21 protein-coding genes and 1 tRNA gene are annotated in these 23,597 nt (G+C 68.5%); 7 read left to right on the forward strand and 15 right to left on the reverse strand.

Annotation, left to right across the window (positions count from 1 at the left end; all coding sequences use genetic code 11):
* Nucleotides 1-17: 17 nt before the first annotated feature.
* The 6 genes from thrS to KY661_RS05960 all read right to left on the reverse strand — a co-directional run bounded on the left by thrS (nucleotide 18) and on the right by KY661_RS05960 (nucleotide 4,550).
* Nucleotides 18-1,946, reverse strand: coding sequence for a threonine--tRNA ligase (gene thrS, locus KY661_RS05935; protein WP_225409280.1), 1,929 nt, complete (start codon nucleotides 1,944-1,946; stop codon nucleotides 18-20).
* Between the two features lie 75 nt (nucleotides 1,947-2,021).
* Nucleotides 2,022-2,093, reverse strand: a tRNA-Val gene (locus tag KY661_RS05940).
* A 94-nt stretch (nucleotides 2,094-2,187) separates the two neighbouring features.
* Complete coding sequence (locus tag KY661_RS05945; RefSeq protein ID WP_225409281.1) at nucleotides 2,188-2,877, reverse strand: uracil-DNA glycosylase; 690 nt, start codon at nucleotides 2,875-2,877, stop codon at nucleotides 2,188-2,190.
* 128 nt (nucleotides 2,878-3,005) lie between these two features.
* Entirely contained in the window at nucleotides 3,006-3,368 is a 363-nt protein-coding gene (locus KY661_RS05950; RefSeq protein WP_225409282.1) for a PEGA domain-containing protein, read from the reverse strand.
* Nucleotides 3,369-3,381: 13 nt separating this feature from the next.
* The gene (locus KY661_RS05955; RefSeq protein WP_225409283.1) at nucleotides 3,382-4,176 is read right to left on the reverse strand and encodes a hypothetical protein; all 795 of its coding nucleotides are present in this window, start codon (nucleotides 4,174-4,176) and stop codon (nucleotides 3,382-3,384) included.
* Nucleotides 4,177-4,208: 32 nt separating this feature from the next.
* Nucleotides 4,209-4,550, reverse strand: coding sequence for a PilZ domain-containing protein (locus KY661_RS05960; RefSeq protein ID WP_075011069.1), 342 nt, complete (start codon nucleotides 4,548-4,550; stop codon nucleotides 4,209-4,211).
* Nucleotides 4,551-4,704: 154 nt separating this feature from the next.
* On the opposite strand from KY661_RS05960, the gene KY661_RS05965 reads away from it, so the two are divergent.
* Nucleotides 4,705-5,385 (forward strand): FKBP-type peptidyl-prolyl cis-trans isomerase, encoded by a 681-nt coding sequence (locus tag KY661_RS05965; protein WP_225409284.1) that lies wholly within the window; start codon nucleotides 4,705-4,707, stop codon nucleotides 5,383-5,385.
* Here KY661_RS05965 and KY661_RS05970 read toward each other — a convergent pair whose 3' ends face one another.
* From KY661_RS05970 to uvsE, 4 genes are all read right to left on the reverse strand, one after another.
* Nucleotides 5,386-7,407 carry a hypothetical protein gene (locus tag KY661_RS05970; RefSeq protein ID WP_398577155.1) on the reverse strand — a complete coding sequence of 674 codons (2,022 nt, stop codon included), beginning with the start codon at nucleotides 7,405-7,407 and terminating at the stop codon, nucleotides 5,386-5,388.
* A 181-nt stretch (nucleotides 7,408-7,588) separates the two neighbouring features.
* Nucleotides 7,589-7,792, reverse strand: coding sequence for a cold-shock protein (locus KY661_RS05975; RefSeq protein WP_225409286.1), 204 nt, complete (start codon nucleotides 7,790-7,792; stop codon nucleotides 7,589-7,591).
* A 114-nt stretch (nucleotides 7,793-7,906) separates the two neighbouring features.
* A complete protein-coding gene (locus KY661_RS05980; RefSeq protein ID WP_225409488.1) occupies nucleotides 7,907-9,685 on the reverse strand; it encodes a M2 family metallopeptidase in 1,779 nt (592 codons plus the stop codon).
* Between the two features lie 107 nt (nucleotides 9,686-9,792).
* On the reverse strand, nucleotides 9,793-10,728 hold the full coding sequence (gene uvsE / locus KY661_RS05985; RefSeq protein ID WP_225409287.1) for a UV DNA damage repair endonuclease UvsE: 936 nt from the start codon (nucleotides 10,726-10,728) through the stop codon (nucleotides 9,793-9,795).
* A 169-nt stretch (nucleotides 10,729-10,897) separates the two neighbouring features.
* Here uvsE and KY661_RS05990 point away from each other — a divergent pair, with 169 nt between their 5' ends.
* The 3 genes from KY661_RS05990 to KY661_RS06000 all read left to right on the forward strand — a co-directional run bounded on the left by KY661_RS05990 (nucleotide 10,898) and on the right by KY661_RS06000 (nucleotide 15,210).
* A complete protein-coding gene (locus tag KY661_RS05990) occupies nucleotides 10,898-11,947 on the forward strand; it encodes a DHH family phosphoesterase (RefSeq protein WP_225409288.1) in 1,050 nt (349 codons plus the stop codon).
* A gap of 74 nt (nucleotides 11,948-12,021) precedes the next feature.
* A complete protein-coding gene (locus KY661_RS05995) occupies nucleotides 12,022-13,710 on the forward strand; it encodes a vWA domain-containing protein (RefSeq protein ID WP_225409289.1) in 1,689 nt (562 codons plus the stop codon).
* Between the two features lie 189 nt (nucleotides 13,711-13,899).
* Nucleotides 13,900-15,210, forward strand: coding sequence for a porin (locus KY661_RS06000; RefSeq protein WP_225409290.1), 1,311 nt, complete (start codon nucleotides 13,900-13,902; stop codon nucleotides 15,208-15,210).
* 31 nt (nucleotides 15,211-15,241) lie between these two features.
* On the opposite strand, the gene KY661_RS06005 is transcribed toward KY661_RS06000, so the two are convergent.
* Nucleotides 15,242-17,428 carry an RCC1 domain-containing protein gene (locus tag KY661_RS06005; RefSeq protein ID WP_225409291.1) on the reverse strand — a complete coding sequence of 729 codons (2,187 nt, stop codon included), beginning with the start codon at nucleotides 17,426-17,428 and terminating at the stop codon, nucleotides 15,242-15,244.
* Nucleotides 17,429-17,714: 286 nt separating this feature from the next.
* Here KY661_RS06005 and KY661_RS06010 point away from each other — a divergent pair, with 286 nt between their 5' ends.
* On the forward strand, nucleotides 17,715-18,518 hold the full coding sequence (locus KY661_RS06010) for a lectin OAA family protein (protein WP_225409292.1): 804 nt from the start codon (nucleotides 17,715-17,717) through the stop codon (nucleotides 18,516-18,518).
* A gap of 15 nt (nucleotides 18,519-18,533) precedes the next feature.
* Here KY661_RS06010 and KY661_RS06015 read toward each other — a convergent pair whose 3' ends face one another.
* Together KY661_RS06015 and KY661_RS06020 are read right to left on the reverse strand one after the other, a co-directional pair.
* Nucleotides 18,534-19,709: an ARPP-2 domain-containing protein gene (locus KY661_RS06015; RefSeq protein ID WP_225409489.1), complete on the reverse strand. Its 1,176-nt coding sequence runs from the start codon at nucleotides 19,707-19,709 to the stop codon at nucleotides 18,534-18,536.
* Nucleotides 19,709-21,181, reverse strand: coding sequence for a hypothetical protein (locus tag KY661_RS06020; RefSeq protein ID WP_225409293.1), 1,473 nt, complete (start codon nucleotides 21,179-21,181; stop codon nucleotides 19,709-19,711). Before KY661_RS06020 ends, KY661_RS06015 begins: the two co-directional genes overlap by 1 nt.
* A 232-nt stretch (nucleotides 21,182-21,413) precedes the next feature.
* On the opposite strand from KY661_RS06020, the gene KY661_RS06025 reads away from it, so the two are divergent.
* Nucleotides 21,414-22,313: a LysR family transcriptional regulator gene (locus tag KY661_RS06025; protein ID WP_263436772.1), complete on the forward strand. Its 900-nt coding sequence runs from the start codon at nucleotides 21,414-21,416 to the stop codon at nucleotides 22,311-22,313.
* A 71-nt stretch (nucleotides 22,314-22,384) separates the two neighbouring features.
* Complete coding sequence (trxA, locus tag KY661_RS06030) at nucleotides 22,385-22,711, forward strand: thioredoxin (protein WP_225409295.1); 327 nt, start codon at nucleotides 22,385-22,387, stop codon at nucleotides 22,709-22,711.
* A gap of 16 nt (nucleotides 22,712-22,727) precedes the next feature.
* Here the strand turns inward: trxA and KY661_RS06035 are convergent, their stop codons facing one another.
* Together KY661_RS06035 and KY661_RS06040 are read right to left on the reverse strand one after the other, a co-directional pair.
* Nucleotides 22,728-23,291 carry a regulatory protein RecX gene (locus tag KY661_RS06035; protein ID WP_225409296.1) on the reverse strand — a complete coding sequence of 188 codons (564 nt, stop codon included), beginning with the start codon at nucleotides 23,289-23,291 and terminating at the stop codon, nucleotides 22,728-22,730.
* Nucleotides 23,292-23,317: 26 nt separating this feature from the next.
* Nucleotides 23,318-23,572: a hypothetical protein gene (locus KY661_RS06040; RefSeq protein ID WP_225409297.1), complete on the reverse strand. Its 255-nt coding sequence runs from the start codon at nucleotides 23,570-23,572 to the stop codon at nucleotides 23,318-23,320.
* Between the last annotated feature and the right edge of the window lie 25 nt (nucleotides 23,573-23,597).

Raw genomic sequence — 23,597 nt, forward strand, 5'->3', positions numbered from 1 at the left:
TGACCTCGGCCGACATGTCAAGGAAGCGCCGCTTCCTTGCGCAGGAGGGCCTCGAAGTCCTCCAGCTTCATGCTCTTGAGGTCCTCGCCCCCGTAGCGCCGCGGGGCCACGCTCCCGGATTCCACTTCGTTGTCGCCAATGACCAGGGTGAACGGCAGCTTCTGGATCTGCCACTCGCGAATCTTGGCGTTCATGGACTGGCCGCGCTCGTCCAGTTCCACCCGGAAGCCCTTGGCGCGCAGCTCGTCCCGGACCTTCCGGGCGTAGTCCAGCTGGCGATCCGCCACGGTCACCAGCACCGCCTGGATGGGCGCGAGCCACGCGGGGAAGGCCCCCGCGAAGTGCTCGATCAGGATGGCGATGAAGCGCTCGAATGAGCCGAAGATGGCGCGGTGGAGGACCACCGGGCGGTGCTCGGCATTGTCCTCGCCAATGTACTTCAGGTCGAAGCGCTGGGCAGCCAGGTAGTCGAGCTGCATGGTGCCCAGCTGCCACTTGCGGCCGATGCTGTCGGACACGTCGAAGTCGATCTTCGGGCCGTAGAAGGCCCCTTCCCCGGGCTTCACCTCGTAGGGCACCTCGAGCGTCTTGAGCACGCCCTCCAGCGCCGTCTCCGCCCGGTCCCACAGCGCGTCCTCTCCCAGCCGCTGCTCCGGCCGGGTGGAGAACTTGGCCGAGTACTTCAGGCCCACCGAGTTGTAGACGTGGTCCAGCAGCTTCACGAAGCGGCGCACTTCATCGCCTACTTGCTCATCCGTGCAGTAGATGTGCGCATCGTCCTGGGCGAACTGCCGCACGCGGGTGAGGCCGCCGAGCGAGCCCGCCGCCTCGTTGCGGTGGAGCACATCCTGGGTGTGCAGCCGCAGCGGCAAGTCCCGGTAGCTGTGCCGCTTGAACCCGAAGTACAGGTGGTGCGACGGGCAGTTCATCGGCTTGAGGGAGAAGTCGTGCTCGCCGGACTCGTTGTCGAGCACCAGGAACATGTTCTCCTTGTACTTGCCCCAGTGGCCGCTCGTCTCCCAGAGCCCCTTGTTGTACATCAGGGGGGTTTTGATCTCGACGTACCCGGCATCTGCCGTGAGCCGCCGCATCCACTGCGAGAGGGTCTGGTAGAGCGTGGTGCCCTTGGGGGACCAGAACGCGGAGCCCGGCGCGTACGGGTGGAAGTGGAACAGGTCCAGTTCCTTGCCCAGCTTGCGGTGGTCGCGCTTCTTCGACTCCTCGATGCGCGTCAGGTACTCCTGCAGGGCCTTCTTGTCCAAGAAGGCCGTGCCGTAGATGCGCTGGAGCATCGGGTTGCGGTGGTCGCCGCGCCAGTAGGCTCCGCTGGAGGACAGGATCTTGATGACGCCCACGCGGCCGGTGCTCGGGCCGTGGGGCCCTAGGCAGAAGTCCACCCAGTCCCCGTGGCTGTAGAGCGTCAGCGTCTTCGCGCCCTTGGCGGCGATGTCCTGGATGATCTCGACCTTGAACTTCTCGCCCTTCTCCTCGAAGAGGCGCACCGCCTCGTCCATGGAGACTTCCTTGCGGACGAAGGGCTGGTTCCGGGCGATCTCGGCGTTGGCCTCGGCCTCGATCTTCTCCAGGTCCTCGGGGGTGAAGGGCTTCTCGCGGAAGAAGTCGTAGTAGAAGCCCTCCTCCGTCGCAGGGCCGATCGTCACCTGGGTGCCCGGAAACAGGCGCTGCACGGCGCTGGCCACCAGGTGCGCGGCGTCGTGGCGGATGAGCTCCAACGCCTCGGCGTTCTTCGTGGTGAAGATCTGGAGCTTCGCGTCCTCGGTCAGCGGACGGGCCAGGTCCATGTCCTGGCCGTTGACGCGCGCGAAGAGGGCCGCCTTGGCCAGACCGGCGCCAATCCCCTCCCGCACGAAGTCCGCGATGCTGGTGCCCCGGGCCGTCTGCTTCTGGCTGCCATCGGGGAGCGTCACCGTGATGATGTCGGACATACGCGAGACCTCGAAATGCCACGGGCGGCAGGCTTCCTCGAAGCCTTGCCGCCCGCTGTGAGACTTCCTCTGGGATGGGTCGTAGTGGGATCGAACCACTGACCCCTACCGTGTCAAGGTAGTGCTCTACCGCTGAGCTAACGACCCGTGCCTGAAAAGCGCGGCGGGAATTAGCAGTGGGCTCCCACGGCTGTCAAGGAAACACGACCAACCTCCCGGATCTTCCCTCGCCCCTCCGCACTCACGGGGGCTCTGCCTCCACCAAGCTCCGGATCCGGACCATCACCGCGTCGAACATGGCCGGGGTGAGCAGCCCCGTCTGCGTGTTCTGCTGGCTGACGTGGTAGCAGCCCACGAGGGTGCGGCCGCCCGGCAGCGCCAGCTCCGCCCCGTGGGCGAAAACCGGCCGGGGCTTGGGGAACACCACCCCGGTGCGCGCCAGGACGGTCAGGGTGGCGTTCCATGCGATGGCCCCCAGCGCCAGGAACACCCGCGTGGGCAGGAGGGCCAGCTCCCGGTCGATGAAGGGGGCACAGCGGGCCAGCTCGTCCGGCTGGGGCTTGTTCTCGGGAGGGGCGCACCGGGCCGCCGCGGTGATGTAGGCCCCGAGCAGCTTCAAGCCGTCCCCCGAGTGCTGGCTCAGGGGCTGGTTCGCGAACCCCGCCCGGTACAGGCCCGCCATGAGGAAGTCGCCCGAGCGGTCCCCGGTGAAGAACCGGCCCGTCCGGTTGGCGCCATGGGCCGCGGGAGCCAACCCCACGATGAGCAGCCGGGCTCGGGGATCCCCGAAGCCTGGAACCGCCCGGCCCCAGTAGTTCCAGTCCAGGAACGCCCGGCGCTTCACTTGCGCCACTTCCTCCCGCCAGGCCACCAGCCGGGGGCACGCCCGGCACCGGGTGATCTCCTCCTGTAGTGCTTCGAGCCGCGTCACCTGAACTCACCCCACTGGAACCGTCGAATCTCCCCTCCTTCTGACAACCAGATGGGTCGGATCGCAAGCGGCTCTGTGTGGGTGGGCAAGCGGCGGGGGAAGGCCCCGGTGGGCAGGCCGTGACGCGCTCAGGGCGCCGGTCCTGCCTTGGACTGAAGCCGGACGTTCAGGGTGGTCCGTGCTCCCTGAGGCTCCAGGTAGGTGGTGTAGGGCCAGTAGCCGTCCATGCGCACCTCGATGTGGTGCAGCCCCTGCCCCACTTGCAGCCCCCGGGGAGCGCCCTGGAAGTCGCTGCAAATCCCCTGGGTGACGCCATCGAGCACGACCTCCGCCTCGGGCAGATCGCACTTCAAGATGACGTTTCCCTTCTGGGACTCGGCATCGCGCATCAGCTTCCGGGCCTGGGCCAGGGCCCCCGGCTCCTCCGGGCGGGCGGCACAGGCCATCACCCCCAGGGCGAGCAGGACTCCGCTGGCTTCCCGAAGTCCCATACCCAGTCCCCGCTCAGCGCGTGACGATCGCCACCCGGCCTTCGGCCAGGAAGGAGCCGTCCGCCGCGGCGAGTTGCTTCAGGGCCTCGTCGGCCAGGACCAGGTCCGTGCCTTGGAGCCGCACCGCCTTCACCACCAGGGGCTTCGTCCCCACCAGGAGGCTCTTCCGGGCCTCGTCCAACCCCTCCGGGTAGGCCGCCACGGCGAGGGTCCGGCGCGACAGCGCATCCAGGCCGTAGACCGGGGTGCCCGTGGCGTCCAGCAGCAGGGGCGCCAGAACGGGCTTCGCGCCCAGCCCCCGCGCATCCACCACCAGGCCGGTGTACGTCTTCGGGCCCTGCTTGTTCACCGGGATGTCCGTGGCCGATGGGGAGACCAGGACCGCCGCGAGGGCTGGCAGGGGCACCTCCACGTCCAGCTCCACCCCGCCGTCCGAGTAATAGCGCTTGTTGGAAACCTTGAAGCCGCGGAGCACCTCCTCGACGCGGCCCCGCATGCCCTCCTGGGCCAACGCCTGGCCCACCGACTGGTCCGCTCGAAGGGGCACCCCTTCGAGCTGCCGCAGCAGGTTGCGGACGGCATCCACCTTCGCCGCGCGCTCCGCTCCCAGCCGCGCTTGCGCCAGGTTGGAGGCCTTGAGGTCCGGGGCTCCCGCGCCCGTGGCGCGCAGAATCCCGTCCTTCCAATCGGCTCCGGCCGCCTTCGCCGGGGCCAGGACGGCCACGGGAGCCTTGGACTTCGCCTCCTGGGCCTGGCCCATCGCCATCCAGGGAACTCCCAGGACCAGCACCCACAGTGCGCGCTTCACAGAAGGCCTCCGTCGTTTCTGCAGGAACCCGCTCAGTTCCCCCGGTCTTCCCGCTGGCTCACGTAGGCGTCGATCATCTTGCGGTGCCGATCGGTCAGCAGCGTGAACCGCACCCCGGAGCGCTCGTGCTGGGAACGGTCCAGCTCGGCCCACGCGCGGACCACTTCACCCTCCGCGTAGATGACTTCCTCGGAACCCGGAAGCTGGAACTGGAGCCCCACCCGCTTGGCATGGTGGCTCGGCTCGATGAGCTGCGCGAGGCTCAGCCCCTCCTGGCTGATGTCGGAGGCCCGGGTCATGTAAGGCACGCCTCCCATGTACTTGTTCAGGTAGATGTCGATGGGGGCCCGCTTCGACTTCCGCTGCTCGCGCATCTTGTTCCTCCGGTCGTGCTACAGCCCGCTTCCAGGTTGAATCAGGCTGTAGCGAGGGTAGAGGCAAATGGCGGCCCCGCAAGAAAACAGACCTGCCTCCGTGTGGGTGCAGGGCCGCCCTATAGTTTCGCGGTTCTTGTGAAAGGTGGACGGAATGAAATGGACGATGTTGGCGACGATGGCCGCAGGCCTTCTGGCCTCCTCAGCCCAGGCCCAGGGCACCCCCAAGGCCCAGGCGCTCGAGTCGGAGGACGCGAAGACCATCTACGCGTTCGGGTACTCCATGGGCAAAGGGCTCGGGAGCTTCGCCCTGACGGCGGCTGAGTTCGAGCTCTTCCAGCGGGCCATCGCCGAGGGCAACGCGGGAAGCGCGCCCGCCGTGGAGATCGACCAGTACGCGCCGAAGATGCAGACGCTGGCGCGCTCTCGCCAGGCCAAGGTGGGCGAGCTGTTCCTGGAGAAGGCGGCCCAGGAGAAGGGCGCCGTGAAGCTCCCCTCGGGCGTCATCTACAAGGAGCTGCAGGCGGGCTCCGGCCCCAGCCCCAAGGCCACCGACACCGTGAGCGTCCATTACCGGGGCACGCTCCCGAGCGGCGAGGAGTTCGACAGCTCGATCCGGCGCAACCAGCCCGCCGAGTTCCCCCTCAACGGGGTCATCAAGTGCTGGACCGAGGGCGTCCAGAAGATGAAGGTGGGCACGAAGGCGAAGCTCACGTGCCCCGCGAAGACAGCTTACGGCGAGCGCCCCCCCACCGGCTCGAAGATCCCCCCGAACGCCGTGCTGGAGTTCGAGGTGGAGCTGCTCAGCATCCCGGGCGATACCTCCCGGCGGTAGCTACCGCGCCAGCGCGGCCTCGGTGGCACGCAGCAAGGGCTCGGCGCTCACCGGCGAGCCCGTCGCGTGCACCATCCACGCATCCGGCGTCACCGCGCCCTGGCGGGCCATCCGCTCGAACTCCGCCCCCAGGGGCCCCTTCTTGTGCAGGTGCTCCTCGATCTGGAAGGCGATCAGGTGGCCCAGGGGGTAGTCCGGCAGGTACAGCGGATACGAAATCATGTGGCTGTAGATGCCCAGCAGCGGCGAGCCCTTCCCGCCCAGCACGGGCGCGTAGTACCGGTCCCAGTGCTCCCGGGCGATGGTGGCCGTGGCCTCGCGCAGCTGGGCCGGGGTGGCCTCCGGATGCTCATACATCCAGTGCCACACGGCGATGTCCACCAGCGCCACGCCGGCGATCTCCCACGTCTGCCAGAAGTCGTTGAGCACCCGCTCCCGCTCGGCCGAGGCGTCCGGCTTGCCCAGCCCCAGCAGCTCAATGTCCCGGGCCTGGAAGACGAAGGCCAGCGCCTCCGTGAAGGCGTTGTTGGGCACGCCCGCCAGCAGCGTGTGGTCCACGTCATAGAGCGAGAACACCTGCTCCACGTTGTGCCCCAGCTCGTGGACCGCGATGTTGTAGCCCTTGTAGTTCATCCCCTCCTTCTCCACGCGCGTGCGCAGGTGGGGGAAGTCGCCCCGCCGGGCCGCCTGCATGGCATGGCCCGCCCCGCGCGACGGGTCCACCCGGATGCGCTCCGCGAGGTAGGCCGCGCGCTCCTTCGAGAACCCCAGCCCCCGCAGCAGCCGGGGGATGTCCTTCGCGAACGCGTCCGCCGTCGGGTAGCGCTGCCGGGTGAGCCGGTCCAGCTCCGTCTCCGAGCGCGACGAGCCGGGCCGGAAGCCGTTGAACCAGAGGTCCTGCGGCTCCAGCTTGCGCCCCAGCCGCTGCTCGATGAGCTGCGCCACCCGGGGCACCAGCGGCGAGGTGAGCACCTGCTCCAGGACTGCCTTCACCCGCGCCTCGGGAAGCTCGCGCTGCACCTCGAAGGCACGGGCGAGCTGCGTCGGAGCCACCGGCACGTACGGGTCCACCCGGCGGGCGGCGTGGAAGTGGGCCAGCAGCCGCGCATAGCGCGTGTCGGGCTCGGGGGAGGCCTCGGCGGAAGCCCCTCCCACCGGGGCGTTCTCCTCCACCGTCCCGGCAGGCGCCACCGTGACAGCGTTGGTGAACGGGTTCCAGTCCAGCCGGGGGTTGTTGATGACCGCCGCAGGAATCGTCTGCGTGACGATGCGCTCCATCACCTGGACGATCATCCGCTGCTTGGCGATCCCCTGGGCGGCATCGGCATAGTCCGCCTTCAGCTCGTCGCGCAGGTTCCAGTGGCTGATGAGCCGCAGGCCCTTGGGAAAGAGCCGCTCGCCGCGCTCGTTCACCAGGTGGTGCATCCAGACGTTGTACTCGGAGATGTAGAGGTCCGCCGCAGCGCCCGCGCGGGACACCTCCTGCTGCACCTCGGAGGGCACGCGCCGGTAGAAGCGGCCCGCGAGCCGGGCCTCGGCCCACTGGCGGCGGGTGTAATCCTGGGCGTGCGCGACGCGCTCGGCGAGCGTCGTCAACGGGAAGTTGAGCAGCACCACGAAGCCCACCTTCGCGCGGAACAGGTCCTCGGTGACGGGCGCCCCGGGGTCATACGCCGCGAACAGCGGGTCCACGGGCAGCATGGGCCCCTGGTCCACGTCCGTGGCCCACCGCAGCTCCCGGCCCAGCTCGTTCAGGTGCCCCTCCAGCTGCTCGAAGAGGCGCTCCATCCGGGCGAAGGTGGCATCCAGCAGCTTCGGGTCCGCGATGAACTGCTCCCGGACGAAGGCCGCCATGTCCCCGTCCTCCTCCCGCCACTGCGCGGCCACCTGCTCCACGCCCCGCTCGATGCGCGCGCGCTGGGCCTCGCCGTGCTTGGCCACCAGCTCTGCCTTCAGGGCGACGGTCTCGGGCTTACGGGCAGTAGCGGCAGGAGACGAATGGGGCGCGGCGGAGGGGGGCATGGACGGGCCTGCCAGTGGCGGGGAGGACGGGCGGGGAGAGGCACAGCCCAGGACCACCAGCACGGGGAGCAGAAAGGCGGCGTGGGGAAGGTTCGGACGCAAGGTGGAAGACTCCAGAAAGCGATGAGGGCCCAACCCTCACGGATTGGACCCTCATACGCAACGGCGAATGGGCAGATGCTCAGGCCGAACGCACGTTCTGGGCTTGCAGACCCTTCGGTCCACGGGTCACTTCGAACTCGACCTTCTGCCCCTCTTGAAGGGTGCGGAAGCCATCCATGTTGATGGCGGAGTGGTGGCAGAACACGTCCTCGCCCCCACCGTCCTGAGTGATGAAACCGAAGCCCTTCGCATCATTGAACCACTTCACGGTACCAGTAGCCATGTCGCGTTCTTCCTATTCACGGACGCGAAAATCCGACGTCCGGCCCTCCGAGCAACCACCCGATAAGACAGCCAGAATTTAGGCAACGCCCCTTAGGGTGTCCATACGGGAAAACTACCAGCCGCACTGCTGCCCCTTGTTCTGCTCCTGGAGCCAGCTTCGGAGCGGATTGAAATAATCAAGCAGGGGTGCTGCATCCATCTGCCGCTGCCCCGTCATCGCCTGGAGCGCCTCGGGCCAGGGCTTGCTCGCGCCCAGCGCCAGCATGGCCTGGAGCTTCTTGCCAGCGTCCTTGTTCCCATACACAGAGCACTCGTGCAGCGGCCCCTGGTGGCCCGCGGCCTCGCACATCGCCTTGTGGAACTGGAACTGGAGGATGCGGGCCAGGAAGTACCGGGTATACGGCACGTTGGCGGGCACGTGGTACTTGGCGCCCGGGTCGAAGTCCTGCTCGCTGCGGGCCACCGGCGCGGCCACGCCCTGGTACTTCTCCCGGAGCGCCCACCAGGCCTTGTTGTAGTCCGCCGGGGCGGTCTTCCCAGCGAACACGTCCCAGCGCCACTGATCGATCAGCAGGCCGAAGGGCAGGAAGGCCACCTTCTCCAGTGCGTCCTTGAGCTGGAGGTTGATGAGGTTCTTCTCATTGCGCGGCACGCTCTTGAGCAGGCCCGCCTGCTGGAGATAGCCCGGGGTGATGGACAGGGTGATGGCATCCCCGATGGCCTCGTGGAAGCCGTCGTGGGCCCCCGACTGATAGAGCACCGGCAGCGTGTAGTAATAGGTGAAGTAGTAGTCGTGGCCGAGCTCGTGGTGGATGGTGACCAGGTCCTCCTCGGTCGGCTTGATGCACATCTTGATGCGCAGGTCGTTGTTGTACGTCACGTCCCAGGCGCTCGCGTGGCACACCACGTCCCGGTCCCGCGGCTGGGTGAACTGCGAGCGCTCCCAGAAGGTGGCCGGCAGCGGGTTGAGCCCCAGCGAGGTGAAGAACTTCTCACCCAGCTGCACCATCCGCTTGGCGTCATAGCGCTGCTTCTGGAGCGCCGCGCTCACGTCCAGGTTGGCCTGGCCCGCGTAGGGCTCCACCAGCGGATAGATGTTGTTCCACTCCTGCGCCCACATGTTGCCCAGCAGGTGCGCCGGGATGGGCTTGCCCGCGGGCACCTTGTCCGCGCCGTACTTCTTCGCCAGGCGGGCGCGCACGTAGCAGTGCAGCTCGTCGTAGAGCGGCTTCACCTGCTGCCAGAGCCGCTGCGTCTCCTGCTCGAACTGCTCGGGCGGCATGTCGTAGGCGGACTTCCAGAGGTTGCCGATGTTGGGGAAGCCGATCTCCTTGGCGCCCTCGTTGCCCAGCGTCACGAAGCGCTCATAGAGCGGGCGCATGGGCGGAGCGACGGCATGCCACCCCACCCACGCATCCAGCAGCTCGTCGTAGTTGCGGCTCGAGGCCATCACGTCCGAGAGCTGCCCGAGATCCCGGCACGTCTCCTTCCCGGCCTTGTCCTTCTTGCAGTACTTGCCCTTGCCATAGAGGCCTTCGAGCTTGGCGGCGCTGGAGGCCAGATCGGCCCGCTTCTGGGCCTCGGCAGGCGCGGCGATGGCGGAGTTCACCTTGAGCAGGTGGATCATCCGGGCCGTGTCCGGATCCAGCTTCAACCCGTCGAAGCGGCGGGAGTCCTTGATGGCCTGGTTCAGGTAGGCGAGGACTTCCTCGTTGATCGACGCCGCGTTCCGCTCGGTGTCGTCGGTGATGTACGTGGATTTGATCCACTCGGCCGTGGCCTGCTTCGTCCAGAGCCGCTTGAGGTCGGCATTGAGCCGGTCGACGAACTGCTTGGCCTCCTCGGGCGTGGCCTTGCCTTGTTGGGCCACCGAGGGCAGGGCCAGCAGCATCACGGCCGCACTGGCCGCGCGCAGAAGGGGCAACACGAAGGGGGATCGAATCATGGCGGCGACGCTAGAAGAACCGCCCGCCGAAGGCACCCCGAAACATCACGCGCTCAGGGAGAGGCCCCCGCCAGCACCCCGGCCCGCTCGCTGCGTGCGGGTTGCTGACGCAATGCGAAAAGCGCGAGGTCCTTCTCCTTCGCCTCCAGCATGAGATCCGCCGGGGATTCCATGGCGTCGAGCACGGCTCGGAAGTCCGCCGGATCGATCTGGCCGGCATGGGCCCCCGGCCTGCCGTCCTGCTTCTGGCTGGCCAGGTGGTACTTGGGCCGCAGGCCCAGCGCCTGCCACGAGGCGGCGGATGCGCGCAGCAGCTCGTCCAGGGGCATCACGGGAAGCGAGGGCAGCACGGCGTTGTGCAGGTTGTCGGCGAGGAACGGAACGCCGTGCTCACGGGCCAGGGGATAAACCTCGCGCGCCGTCCAGACCTTGTCGTCGTGCTCCAGGACGATGCGGTTGCGGATCTCCTCCGGCATCGTGTCCAGCATGCGGTGGGCGCTCTCCAGCGCCTCGGGCCGGCTGGGGGCGGCCCCGCCGACGTGGAGCACGACCCGCGCCTCGGGCCCCTGCCCCAGCAAGTCCAGAACCCGGGCGCCATAGCGCAGCTCGGCGATGGCCGCCTCCCGCACGTGCGGATGCCTCGACGACAACGAGGCCCCCGCGGGCGAAGGGTGCAGCGACAGGCGCTGGCCCGAGCGGCGGGCAATGCGGCCCAGCCGATCGAAGGTCGAGGCATACGTGCGCCACCAGGGCAGCGTGTTCACCGGGTGCGAGGCGAAGGGGATGAGCGAGGAGCCAATCCGGAAGAGCTCGATGCCGCGCTGTTCGTTGAACAGGAGGATCTGCTCCAGCTCCGCGAGGTTCTGCTCGATGAGCTCGGACAGCCGCCGGGGGGTGGCCTTCGCCAAGCGGCATGTGTGGCTGGCCCCGAGGTCCAGCGTGAGACAGTTGGCGACGTAACCCAGGCGGTAGAAGGGGCTTGCACTCATGTGCCTTTAAGATGCTGCGCGAGGGAGACGTTGCACCGGCGCCCAGGCCCGCCCGAGGGCCAGCCAGGCATCCCTCCCCTTTCCTCGCGCGAGGCCATCCGGCGCTACAGGTTGTCTCATGCTGCTGGGACACACTGGGGAGTCTGATTGGCCCGCGTCCGCGGAGGCGATGGCCGAAGCACGCAATTTTCTGGGCGCCCAGAAGGGCAAGCACGTCCTCATCGCGCCCCACACGGATGTGGATGGCCTGTCTTCCTGTGTGCTGGCCGTTCGAGCCGCCGAAGCCGTGGGCGCCCGTGTCACCATCCGGGTTCCCGGCAAGGGAGAGCACGCCCACTCGCCCGCGTTTCAAGAGCGGCTCCGCCGCGTGCGGGCCGATGCGCTCCTCGTGCTCGACATGGGCAGCCGTCCAGGCGCGGTGGTTCCGGAGCTGCCCTCGCTCATCGTGGACCACCACGCCGCCACCGCGTTTCCCGAGAGGGCACACGTGCTCTCGGGCTACGGCCATGAGCCCGTGGCGCCCACGAGCCTGCTGACCTATGCGCTCGTCTCGCCTTGGGTCATTCCCGGGCCCCTGGAGTGGCTGGCGGTGATGGGGACGGCCGCGGACCTGGGGGTCAGCGCCCCCATCCCTGGCCTCAAGGACGCGCTGCGCCGGGCGGGCCGCAAGGCCGTGACGGAAGCCGTGGCCCTGCTCAACGCGGCACGCCGCTCCTCGCAGTTCGCCGCCCCCCTGGCGCTGGACGTGCTGATGCAGGCGGGAAATGCCTCCGACATTTCGGAAGGACGCATCCCTGGCGTGGAGGCCTTTCGGGATTGCCGCCTGGAAGTTCAACGCGAGGTGGGCCGCTGCGCGAAGACGCCTCCGCGGTTCGCGGGCAACGTGGCGCTCCTGCTGTTCAGCTCCGGCGCGCAGATTCATCCCCTGGTGGCGGTGCGCTGGGCCCAGCGCCTTCCGGAGCACATCGTCATCGCGGCCAACACGGGCTATCTGCCGGACCGGGTGAACTTCGTCCTGCGCAGCCGGACCGAGAAAGACCTCATTGCCTTCCTGCGTGGCCTGAACCTGCCCCCCATGGGTGGCGAGTTCGCCAACGGTCACGCCCAGGCCACGGGCGGAAGCCTCACGGCCCCGGACTTCCTCCGGTTCATCGAGGCGCTGGGCTTCCGGGGGCTTCGCTCCCATGACGTGGAGCGCCGTGGGGTGGCACCGGGCTGAACCGGCTGCGCTTTAAACCGGAAGAAATTCCCGCGCGTTCCATCGGCGTCCTCTCGAACCGGCCTTGGAGCGCCATGTCACCGTCCACCCTGTACCGTCTGTCCCTGTGGGGAAGTGCCTTCCTGGGCCTGAGCCTCTTGCCCTCCTGTCTCTCCGCGAAAGGGCCCGCCGAGCAAACCGCCCTGGTGCATGAAGTTGCGGCACCTCAGGACAAGCGGGTGAGCAGTGCCCCCGCCTCCAAGAGCGCGGACACCTTGGCGGAGGACGAGGCGGCTCCCTCCTTTGCCCCTCCTCCCCCTCCCCCCGCCGCCCCGGCCCCCATGAAGGCGGAAAGGAAGGGGAAAATGCTGACCCGCGAGGCCCCGGCCGAACCCATGCCGGAGCCTCGCAGAGAGGGAGGCAACACCTTCGAAGCGCAGCAGCCCCATGCCTTCACCGTCACCCGCGAGGATGCCCTCTCCACCTTCGCGGCCGATGTGGACACGGCCTCGTACACGCTCGCCCGCCGCTACCTGAATCAGGGCAGCCTTCCGCCGCCTGCGGCCATCCGCGTCGAGGAGTTCGTCAACTACTTCTCCTACCGCTATGCCCCTCCGGCCCAGGGTGCCTTCACCGTCCACCTGGAGGGAGCCCCGTCCCCCTTCGCCGCGGGCCGCCACTTCCTGCGCGTGGGCGTTCAGGGCAAGGTCGTCTCGCGCTCGCAGCGCAAGCCCGCGCACCTCGTCTTCCTGGTGGACACCAGCGGCTCCATGCAGTCCGAGGACAAGCTGCCCCTGGCCAAGGAGGCCATGAAGGTGGCGGTGAAGAACCTCAACGAGAACGACACGGTGGCCCTCGTCACCTACGCGGGCTCCACCCAGGATGTCCTGCCGCCTACGCCCGCCACCGAGGTGCAGCGCATCCACGCGGCCATCGACGGGCTCCGGTCCGGCGGTGGCACGGCCATGGGCTCGGGCATGGAGCTGGCCTACCGCCACGCCATCAAGAAGGCCTCCACCCACGCCGTCTCCCGCGTCATCGTCCTCACGGATGGAGATGCCAACATCGGCCCCAACCTGTCCGCGAACGCGATGCTCAGCGGCATCGGCAAGTACGTCGCCGAGGGCGTCACCCTGTCCACCATCGGCTTCGGCATGGGCAACTACCGGGATGACCTGATGGAGCGGCTGGCGGACCAGGGCAACGGCAACTGCTTCTACGTGGACAGCTTCCAGGAGGCCAAGAAGGTCTTCGAGGCGCAGCTCACGGGAACCCTCGAAGTCATTGCCAAGGACGTGAAGTTCCAGGTCGAGTTCAACCCGGAGGCCGTCCGCCGCTACCGCCTGGTGGGCTACGAGAACCGCGACGTGGCGGACCGGGACTTCCGCAACGACAAGGTGGACGCGGGCGAGATTGGCGCGGGCCACACCGTCACCGCCCTCTATGAAGTCGAGCTGACGGGTGAGGCGGCCTCCCTCGCCACGGTGCGCATCCGCGCCAAGGCCCCCAACGGGACCGAGGCCGCCGAGCAGAGCTTCCCCTTCCCGCGGAGCCTGGTGCGCACCTCGGTGGAGGCAGCCTCCACGGACTTCCGCTTCGCGCTGGCCGTGGCGTCCACTGCGGACATCCTGCGCGCCAGCCCGGCCGCCCAGGGCTGGAGCCTCGCCCAGGCGCGCGCGCTGGCGGAAGGGGCCACCGAGGGCCGGGCCGAGCGCACGGAGTTCGTGACGCTCGTCTCCCGCGCCCAGGCCCTGGGCAGCACCACCGCGGAGCGCGGGTACTGACCAGGACCCGTGCTCGGGGAGGAAACCGGCCCGCTTGTGACGCTCTGGTGACACTTTCGCGGCGGGGCCGTGACCCGGTGTGACACTTTCGCCACAGCGCCGGCGCTTTGTTGTCGCTGTGCAAAGGATTGTGTACGGGGTGCGCCACATCTGAGCCCGGGAGCGCTTCCGCCGGGCCAGGGACCTGTCATGCCCATCCTCGACTCTTCCTACCGCTCCGTCCTCCTCGCGCTGATGCCCGGCGCCACCCTCCTCCTGTCTCCCCTCGCGCAGGCCCAGCAGGCCGAGACGCCTGAGACTCCCGCGGCGCCCGAGGCTCCTGCCGCCCCCGAGGCGCCTGTCGCCCCCCCGCCTCCCGGCGAGGCGGCGAAGAAGGAGACGCCCTGGTACGACAAGATCAAGATCCGGGGCTACACCCAGTTCCGTTACAACCGGCTGCCGAGCTTCCGCGAGAACGACGACCTCATCAACGACCAGGGCGACCGGTTCCTGGGCAAGAACAACGGCTTTGGCATCCGGCGGGCGCGCCTCGTCATCTATGGCGACGTCCACGACCGGGTCTCCATCTACCTGCAGCCTGACTTCGCCTCGGCGATTTCCGATCAGTACAACGTCGCCATCATGCGCGACTGGTACGCGGACATCTTCCTGGACTCGCGCAAGGAGTTCCGGCTGCGCGTGGGCCAGTCCAAGGTGCCGTACGGCTTCGAGAACCTCCAGTCGAGCCAGAACCGGCTCGCCTTCGATCGCAATGACGCCATCAACAGCGCCCTCAAGGACGAGCGGGACCTGGGCGTGTTCCTCTACTGGGCGCCGTCGGAGATCCGCAAGCGCTTCAAGCACCTGGTCGACAGCGGGCTGAAGGGCTCGGGCGACTACGGCGTGGTGGGCCTGGGCGTCTACAACGGCCAGACCGCCAACCGCCCCGAGCGCAACGACAACCTGCACACCGTCGCCCGCGTGACGTGGCCCTTCCTCTTCGGCAAGCAGTTCGTCGAGGTGGGCGCCGGCGGGTACTACGGCCGCTTCAACGTCGCGGTGTCTCCCACCGCCGACAACCCCTACGCGCTGCAGGGTGGGGAGAACAACCTCGTCGATGCCCGCGCCAACCTGAGCCTGGTCATCTACCCCCAGCCGATCGGCTTCTCCGCCGAGTACAACGTGGGCCAGGGCCCCTCTCTGGGCGAAGAGGCCACCACGGTCGTCGCCAGTCGCAGGCTGCGCGGCGGGTATGCCCAGCTCATGTACAAGCTGGACGATGTGCTCGGCGTGTCGATCATTCCCTACGTGAGGGGGACGATCTACGAGGGTGGCAAGAAGTTCGACACGAACGCCCCCCGCTACGACGTGCGCGAGCTGGAGATGGGCGTGGAGTGGCAGATCCTCAAGGCGCTGGAGGTCACGGGCTCGTACTTGATCTCGGACCGCACGTCCTCCCGCGCCCCCTACCTGCAGCAGCGCGGCGACCTGACGCGCGTCCAGCTCCAGGTCAACTACTGACCGTCTGGAGAGAGGACCGCCAGGTGCCCTCCTAGAACAAGGAGGGCACGGCGGTGGTGGCGTACACGGGAAGCACGTGACCGCCCAGCTGGCCCTCGATGTTGGCGCCCCAGGCCCACGGGGTTCCATCGGAGAGAATCGCCAGGGAGAACACATTCACGTTGGGGGCGATGCATGACGCCAGGGCCTCCACGCCGCTCAGCCCTTCCACTTGGACCGGGGTCCGCTGCGTGTGGTCCGTGCCATCTCCCAGCTGGCCCTGGCGGTTGCTGCCCCAGGCCCACGCGGTGCCATCCGAGCGCACCGCCAGGGAGTGGTAGGAGCCCGCCGCCACGGATGTGGCCCCGCTCATGTTTTGCACCGGGCCGGGCACCAGGCGCTCCTGGGCGAAGTCATCTCCCAACTGGCCCTCGCCATTGTGGCCCCAGCTCCACACCGTGCCATCCGAGCGCACCGCCAGCGAGTGGGCCGTGCCCGCGGCCACGGACACCATGCCCTGCAGTTCCAGGACTTGCACGGGGCGAAGGCGCCGCGTCTTGGTGCCATCCCCCAGTTGGCCCACGGAGTTGTCCCCCCAGGCCCACACGGTGCCGTTCGAGCGCAGCGCCACCACGTGGCGATACCCCGCCACCACGGCCGAGATCCTGCTGGGTGCGTCCACCCGCACAGGCGTGGGGTTCCGCGAGGTGCCGCCATCTCCAAGCTGGCCAAAGGAGTTGTCCCCCCAAGCCCACACGGTGCCGTCCGCGGTGACCGCCAGCGAGTAGAGATAACCCGCCGCCACGGCCACCACCCCACTCAGCCCCTGCACCTGCACGGGCGTGCTGCGCGCCAAGGTGGTGCCATCGCCCAGCTGGCCAGCCCCGTTGTAGCCCCAGGCCCACACGGTGCCGTCCGCGCGCGCCGCCAGCGCGTGGGAATACCCCGCAGACACGGACACCACCTCGCTTAACCCCACGGTTTGCACGGGCACGGCATGATGGAGGCCGCTTCCATTTCCCAGCTGGCCATCGGAGTTGGAGCCCCAGGCCCACACGGTGCCATCCGCGCGCACCGCCAGCGCGTGGAAGAAGCCCGCGGACACGGACACCCCCTCACCCAGCCCCGCCACCGGCAGCGGCGAGGACCGGGTCCCCGTTGAGCCATCGCCTCGCTGGCCAGCGGAGTTGTCCCCCCAGGCCTTCACGGTGCCATCCGGCATCATCGCCAGCGAATGGCCGTGCCCCGCGCTGACTTCCATGGGCCCCTGCACCCCTTTCACCCGGACCGGGTGGTAGGAGAACCGGCTCGATCCATCTCCCAATTGCCCCATGCTGTTGGCCCCCCAGGCCCACACGCTGCCGTCCTGGCGAATCACCAGCGCGTGGTTAGCGCCCGACGCCACGGAGTCCACGTCGGCCAGTCCGAGCACCTGAGAGGGTATGCGCTCCTGCGAGCCGATGTTCGATTGCCCCCAGGCCCACAGGGTGCCGTTCGAACGCACCGCCAGCGAGTACTGGCCGCCCACCGCCACGGCCACCACCTGGCTCAACCTAGACACCTTCACGGGCTCGAAGCGGGAGGTGAGGGTGCCATCCCCCACCTGGCCGAATGGGTTGTATCCCCAGGCCCACACGCTGCCGTCTTCACACAGGGCCAGTGCGTGCGCCAGGCCGGCCGCCACGGAGACCGCTTCACTCAGCCATTTCACCTGCACGGGCTGAGCACTCGACTGGCCCGTGCCATCTCCCAGCTGGCCGAGATGGTTACCCCCCCAGGCCCACACGCTGCCATCCTTGAGGATCGCCAGTGAGAAGTTGGCCCCCGCGGACACAGAGACCGCGGTGGCCAGCGCCAGCACCTGAACGGGCGCGGCGCGGGAGGTGGTGGTGCCATCCCCCAGCTGGCCGGCATCATTAGAGCCCCAGGCCCACACGGTGCCGTCCGCGCGCACCGCCAGTGAGTGGCGCGTGCCCACGGACACCGCCACCACGTCCTCCAGGCCCAGGACCTGAACGGGCACGAGGCTCGGCAGCGTGGAGCCATCTCCCAGCTGGCCGGCGTCATTGAGGCCCGAGGCCCAGACCGTGCCATCGGGGCGGACCACCACGGAATGCTGCGCTCCCGCGGCCAGGCGCGGTGCGGCAAATGCGCCGGGCCCCCCCCACAGCAGCCCATGGAGCACCGCCAGCCACACGGCCCATGTCCAGCGAAACCACCCCTTGCCACCTCGTGTCATCGTTGAGCTCCCGAGCGTGTCCCGGTATCTCAACGCAAAGGAGCCGCTTTCTTCCCGGCAGGCGGCCAAGGGATGAAGGTCTCCCAATCTATCGCACGCCAGTCGCAGACAGATGTCTCTCAATCGATAGAGTGCATTTCTCGTTTGAGATTGATTTGCCTCGGAATGAAAGAAGCAGTTACAAGCGCCCGCCAGAGTTTCAAGGGCTGGGGATTCGAAACTCTGTCATACCCGTCATTGGGTGCTGTATTTCCATTCGTCAAAGCGCAAGAACTGGAGAGCAAACATGTCTCTTTACCAAGTGCAGAACCAGTGGGGCGGCCAGTCCGCGGCTTGGAATCCGGGAGGACTGTGGGCCATCGGCAGCCGTTCCAACCAGCCCGTCGTCGCGCTCAATCTGAAGTCCACGGATGGCGGCAAGACCCTGACGGGGACCATGACCTACTCGGGAGAGGGGGCCATTGGCGTCCAGGCGGTCCAGTCGGGCACCAACAGCTACACCGTGCAGAATCAGTGGGGAGGCGCCTCCGCTCCCTGGCAGCCGGGTGGCCAGTGGCTCCTCGGTGACCGGCCCAACCAGAGCGTTGTCGCCATCGACATCACCTCTCCCGATGGCGGCAAGAGCCTGACGGGAACCATCACGTACGCGGGTGAAGGCCCCATCGGGTTCAAGGCCGAGCAGTCCGCGGGCGGGCTCTACCTGGTCCAGAACCAGTGGGGCGGCGCCTCCGCCGCGTGGCAACAGGGCGGGGCCTGGGCCATCGGCGCCCGGCAGAATCAGGGCGTCGTCGCCATCAAAGCCACCTCCACCGATGGCGGCAAGACCCTGACGGGGACCATGACCTACGCGGGAGAAGGGGCCATTGGCTTCAAGGCGACCTTGTCTGGCGACAACACCTATACGGTGCAGAACCAGTGGGGAGGCCCCTCTGCCCCCTGGCAGCCCGGAGGCCAGTGGATCCTCGGTGCCCGGAAGGGCCAGGGCGTCGTCGCCGTCGACGTCACCTCGACCGACGGCGGGAAAACCTTGTCGGGGACCATGACGTACGCCGGTGAAGGCCCCATCGGCTTCCGCGGCACCCTGAACTGATACGGACGCTCGAGTCTACCGGCGGGCCTGCCGCCGCGCGGCTTCCAGGAGCACGTGCTCCTTGAGCAGATAGCCAAAGCCCGCGTTCTTCAGGCGCAGCACCAAGTCATCCCGGGAGGTATTCAGGAGCGCCGCCGTGCGCTCCAGGTTCCACTCCCCTTCCGCCAGGTGCTTGAGCAGGTAGGCTCGCCGGGTCTGTGCAGCCGAGAGGCGGTACGTCTTGAGATATTCGAGCGTGCCGTCTCCCCGCTGGATGAACTCACCGATGTGGTTCTCCTCCGAGGGGACCAGGGAGGTGACGAACCGCTGGAGGTGGAAGGGCCCCGCCTCGTACACGGTGTGGGCATGGACGTCCGCGCCGATGAGCCCCCCCGCCATGCTTCCGTGGAAGTCGGCCCAGTGCGCGCGCATGTGCTCGATGGCGGTCCGCAGCTCGCCCACGGACGAGACGGCCGTGTCATCGACGGAGAGCCCCAGCGCGGGAACATCCCCCAGGAAGCCGTACTGGAGCAGCAGATCTCCGTAGAAGTCCTCCAGCAACGCGCGGTGCAGCGCGCGGTAATCCTCGGGGTGAGAGACGATGGAGGCCGACAACAGCAGGTCCGCGTGGAAGATGAGCACGCCCACCTGCTGTTCGTGGATCTCGAAGATGCGCAGGGCCTCGCTGAAGGCCGTGCTCACCCAGCCCAGCACCGACCACTCGTGCCGGGGATTCAAGCCCTCGGAGAGCGCCTGCGAGGAGTACTCGCTCCAGGCCGTCTCCGGCCCGCCGAAGGACTGGGCCAGAAACCCCTCCATCGCCAGGTGCAAGGGCAACAGGCGCAGGCGGTTCTTGTCCTCCCGGTGTGCCATGCGGTGCAGCACCCGGAGGGTGGCGTTGCCCTTCTTCAGGACCTTGCCCTCGGAGGACTGGAGGCGCGTGTCCACCGTCACCTCCGCGCTCCGGTCGTCCCAATCCATCACCAGCCCATGGGGCACATAGGAGACGTACTTGAGGCCAGGCGCCATCCGCTCGCCCTCGAGCGTGACGACGGCCGCATGGTCGCCGTACGGGCGCCGGGTGAAGCGCAGGTCTCCCGGCACCTGATCCCGCAGGACCGGCACCAGGCGGATGCTGCCCCAGACCTGGGAGGGCGCGAGCCGGAGCCCCACCGGCAGGAGGCGCTTCGAGACCACCGCTAACCGTGCCATCACGCCGCCTCCTCGTCGTCGAAGGGTTCCACCGGATGTTCGTGGCGCGGCCCCCGGTCCAACATCCGCCGCACGCGGGCCGCCAGGTAGTTCTCCAGCTCCGAGAGGGGCGAGGCGCCTTCCGCGAAGCGCGCGAAGCCCAGCACCGTGGGAAGATCCTCGGCGTCCCGGACGCCCACGGTGGGCACGGAATCCCCAATGCCCCGGGGGGCATACAGCTCCGAGGCGAACACCGGGTTCGCGTGGACGATGGACGTCCGGCGCGCGGGGTCCAGCTTCTTGCGGAAGATCCGCGTCACCTCCGCCACCGCGTGGGGGGGATCATTGTCGTAGCCGTCCGAGACGACGACCACCAGGTCCGGCCGCCATTCCAGGGCGTTGAGCAGGGGCGTGGCCAGGTCCGTTTGTCCCCGGGCCACCAGGAAGAGGGGCTCCTCGGGCGGGTGGATCCAGAAGGGGCGGTACTCCCGCGCCAGGGCGGACAGCAGGTAGTGCGCGGCAAGGGCCACGCCCAGCGGGCGGCGGCGCTTCTCGGTGGAGCCCGAGGCGGAGTAGCTGTTGTCCAGCACGGCGGCCACCCGGCCCAGCGGCACCGGGGCCTGGCGCGCGGTGCGCGCGGCGGCCTGTTCGAGCGCGGCATGCAGCTCGGCCCGCCGCTCGCGGCGCGTGTCCCCCTTCAGGGAGAGCACATAGAGCGCCAGCTTCGTGAGCGGGGTGCGTCCCAGATCGATGGCGAGCGAGGTGTCCGCGCGCGCCGCCGCGCCCTGGAGCCGCAGGCGCTCGGCCGCGGTGAGGCGGGGCTCGATGCGGGCCAGGAACACCTCCCGGGCGATCTGGTGCTTGCGCGCAAACCCTTCAGCGATGGTGAAGGGCAGCTCGAAGAGGGCCGCTTGTTCGTAATGCGCCCGCCGGAACTGCTCCAGCAGCGGCGTGGTGTACACGCGCTTGCGCCAGCCCTGGAACAGGAAGGGGTTCAGCTCCCCCGCCAGCTTCAGGTGCCCATGCGCCACCGCGGCCCTCAGCTTGGAGCGGTACTTGAGTGCATCGAAGTGCAGGTCCCTGCGGCCCTCCAGGTACTGCCGGGTGATGGCACGCGCCCGGCGGTTGTTGATGCGCCGTTCCCGCATCACCTCCAGCACCCGGTACGCCCGCTGGGGCGGCAGCCGCCGGAGCGCCGTCGCGAGGAGGGCACCCTCTTCCTCCCGGTCCTCCGGCCGCGTCTGCGCGCCGGTGGCCAGCAGGTTGAGGATGATCTGCGCCTGGTTGAAATGGTTGATGCCCGCGGCCAGCGTGCGCGAATAGAGGCGGCGGTAGTTGCCCAGGATGTAGGCGTGCAGGAAGTCGATGGAGACCGCCTGGCCCCGGCCATCGTTGTAGAACTCACGCTGGCCTGTGCACGAGAAGCAGGCGTTCACGAACATCACCAGATCTTCGCGAGCCACCTGCTCGGCACGGGCCGATGCCGCATCCATCGTCAGCTCCTCGCGTGCGCGAGTGGGTCGGAGAAGGTGCCGCCCGGGGAAGGAGGACACGACTGGCTAGTCAAGCTCCAAAGGCTCGTTTCGGAAGTCGCATCACAGTCCCGCGAGCGGCACCCTCTTTTAACACGACGGGGGGCTTCTGGACTCCTGACAGCCTCCCCTCGCCGGGGGACTGAGGCGGTAAGGTGCTGACGTGCCCCCAAGCCCCCCGCTGCTGGATGACATGCTCCTGCTCGTCGAGGTGGTGGCCACCGGAGGCCTCACCGCCGCGGCGGAGCGGCTGGGCCTGCGCAAGTCCACGGTGAGCCGCCGGCTGGCCTCCCTCGAGGCCCGGCTGGGCACACGGCTGCTGGAGCGCAACACCCGCCGGTTGAGGCTCACGGAGGCCGGGCGCGCCTACCACGCGCACTGTGCCCGCCTCGTCGCCGAGGCCCGGGAGGTGAACAAGGCCCTGAGCGAGGCCGGTGGGACGCCTCAGGGCACGCTGCGCCTCGCCACCCTCTCGCTGCTGGGCGAGCTGCTCACCCCGCTCATCGCCGAGTTCCTCCTGCGCCAGCCCCGCATGCGCGTGGAGGTGTCGCTGGCCCAGGCCCACGTGGACCTCATCGCGGAGGAGTACGACCTGGCCCTGCGCACCGGTCCCCTTGTGGACTCCAGCCTCGTGGTGCGCCGTCTGGGGCTTCTGCGGACGGGGTGTTACGCCAGCCCGGCCTACCTTCGGCACCGGGGCACACCTCGCTCCGCCGAGGAGCTGCGGAGGCACGACTGTGTCCTGCTGGCCGAGCCAGGCACGAACGAAGTCTGGTTCTTCGGGGAGGGCCCGGACGCCCGGACCATTCCCGTGGAAGGCCGGATCCGGGTCCCCAGCCTCCGGGCTGGTCAGAGCGCGGCCCGCGCGGGATTGGGCGTGGTGCGGCTCCCGGCCTCGCTCGTCGCGGACGATGTGCGGGCAGGACTGCTCGTTCCCGTCCTGGCGGACGAGACGCCTCCGGGCCTCCCGGTCTTCGCCGTCTACCCCAGCCGCTCCCAGCTCTCCCGCAAGGTGCGCGCCTTCCTCGAGCTTCTCTCGGAGCACAGCGCCGCGCTCCCCTGGGAGGTGGAGGGGCTCCTCGCGGAACAGTGAGTTGCCCGAGGGAGGCTCGTCCCCGGGCGCCCCCTCCATTACATCCTCTTCCACAACCCGGAGGACGGCACATGGCAGGAGTGGTCATCGAGGTGGGGGATGCGGAGTTCCGGAAGGAAGTGCTCGAATCGCAGCAGCCCGTGTTGATGGACTTCACCGCGGCGTGGTGTCCTCCCTGCCGCGTCATCGCCCCCATGCTCGAAGCGCTGGCCACCGAGCACCAGGGGCGGTTGAAGGTCGCGAAGCTGGACGTCGATGCGCACCAAGAGACGGCCCGGATGTATGGCATCCGCTCGCTGCCCACCCTGCTCCTCTTCAAGGAGGGCAAGGTGGTGAAGCAAATCACCGGCGCCGTGCCGCGGACGAAGCTCGACGAGGCGCTCCGCCCGCTTCTCTGACGACCCCGGCGGGCCGCTACTCGGCGGTTCCGTCGATGACCTTCTTCGCCGTCGAGAACGAGAAGCCAGCCCTCGCCAGCGCGGCGAGGTCCCGCATCCGGTTCTCCTTCCGGGACGATGGGTCGCGCCGGAAGGGCCCCAGGCGCTTCTTTCGCGCCCAGATGCGGGCGGCCGCCTCTTCGGACACCTCCGCCGTCGCCTGGGCCAGCTTGTCCGCGACGACCTCCTCGGACACCCCTTTCATCCGCAGCTTCTGGGCAATCACCCGGGCGCTGCGCCCCGAGGCCCGGAGCGCATGGGCTTTCGTCTCGGCATAGGCCTGGTCGTTGATCAGCCCGTTGCGGATGAGCTTCTGTACGAGCTCGTCCACCCAGCCGAGCGCCTGAGCCCGGTCGCCGCCGTGGAACCGCAGGGAGTTCTCCACCCGGCGCATGAGCACCCGCTTGAGCTGGCTGACCGTCGCCGAATACCGCTTCAGGTAGTGCAGCGCAGCGTTTTCGAGATAGCGCGGAGACACCTTCCGGGGCTGCTTTCGCGCCCCCGGGGCTTTTCCTCGCGGTCCATCCTTCGGCTCATCCATCGGCCAGCCCCTGTCCCACCGTCCCGTTAGCGCACGTTCTGAGCGGCCTCGGCCTCCAGCGCCTTCGCGGCCTCCGCGTCCACGCGCTGGAGCAGCTTCCACTCCAGGGCGTAATCGCGGTCGAGGGCCTTCGCCTGGCTCCACACCTCGGCGATGGGCTGACGGTAGACATGGGCCCCAGCCTTGTCCTGAAGGTAGACCTCCCGGCGGTTGCTGGCACAGCCAGCAAGGAGGCAACTCGCAGCCAGCATCCACGCGATGACACCACTTCTGAAATTCAAGGGCAGCTCCCAAGGGCGGTGCCGC

Origin of the sequence: Allostigmatella hybrida (genome assembly GCF_020103775.1) — a bacterium.
GTDB classification, from domain to species: domain Bacteria; phylum Myxococcota; class Myxococcia; order Myxococcales; family Myxococcaceae; genus Hyalangium; species Hyalangium aurantiaca.

Bases quoted from the DNA above. Each gene is read 5' to 3' on its own strand.
- KY661_RS06010 (WP_225409292.1), top strand. From the start codon at position 17,715: ATGTCTCTTTACCAAGTGCAGAACCAGTGGGGCGGCCAGTCCGCGGCT.
- uvsE (WP_225409287.1), bottom strand. From the start codon at position 10,728: ATGAGTGCAAGCCCCTTCTACCGCCTGGGTTACGTCGCCAACTGTCTC.
- KY661_RS05990 (WP_225409288.1), top strand. From the start codon at position 10,898: ATGGCCGAAGCACGCAATTTTCTGGGCGCCCAGAAGGGCAAGCACGTC.
- thrS (WP_225409280.1), bottom strand. From the start codon at position 1,946: ATGTCCGACATCATCACGGTGACGCTCCCCGATGGCAGCCAGAAGCAG.
- KY661_RS05980 (WP_225409488.1), bottom strand. From the start codon at position 9,685: ATGCTGCTGGCCCTGCCCTCGGTGGCCCAACAAGGCAAGGCCACGCCC.
- KY661_RS05975 (WP_225409286.1), bottom strand. From the start codon at position 7,792: ATGGCTACTGGTACCGTGAAGTGGTTCAATGATGCGAAGGGCTTCGGT.
- KY661_RS06035 (WP_225409296.1), bottom strand. From the start codon at position 23,291: ATGGATGAGCCGAAGGATGGACCGCGAGGAAAAGCCCCGGGGGCGCGA.
- KY661_RS06025 (WP_263436772.1), top strand. From the start codon at position 21,414: ATGCTCCTGCTCGTCGAGGTGGTGGCCACCGGAGGCCTCACCGCCGCG.
- KY661_RS05950 (WP_225409282.1), bottom strand. From the start codon at position 3,368: ATGGGACTTCGGGAAGCCAGCGGAGTCCTGCTCGCCCTGGGGGTGATG.
- trxA (WP_225409295.1), top strand. From the start codon at position 22,385: ATGGCAGGAGTGGTCATCGAGGTGGGGGATGCGGAGTTCCGGAAGGAA.
- KY661_RS05970 (WP_398577155.1), bottom strand. From the start codon at position 7,407: ATGCCCCCCTCCGCCGCGCCCCATTCGTCTCCTGCCGCTACTGCCCGT.
- KY661_RS06005 (WP_225409291.1), bottom strand. From the start codon at position 17,428: ATGACACGAGGTGGCAAGGGGTGGTTTCGCTGGACATGGGCCGTGTGG.
- KY661_RS05960 (WP_075011069.1), bottom strand. From the start codon at position 4,550: ATGCGCGAGCAGCGGAAGTCGAAGCGGGCCCCCATCGACATCTACCTG.
- KY661_RS05965 (WP_225409284.1), top strand. From the start codon at position 4,705: ATGAAATGGACGATGTTGGCGACGATGGCCGCAGGCCTTCTGGCCTCC.
- KY661_RS06015 (WP_225409489.1), bottom strand. From the start codon at position 19,709: ATGGCACGGTTAGCGGTGGTCTCGAAGCGCCTCCTGCCGGTGGGGCTC.
- KY661_RS06020 (WP_225409293.1), bottom strand. From the start codon at position 21,181: ATGGATGCGGCATCGGCCCGTGCCGAGCAGGTGGCTCGCGAAGATCTG.
- KY661_RS06000 (WP_225409290.1), top strand. From the start codon at position 13,900: ATGCCCATCCTCGACTCTTCCTACCGCTCCGTCCTCCTCGCGCTGATG.
- KY661_RS05995 (WP_225409289.1), top strand. From the start codon at position 12,022: ATGTCACCGTCCACCCTGTACCGTCTGTCCCTGTGGGGAAGTGCCTTC.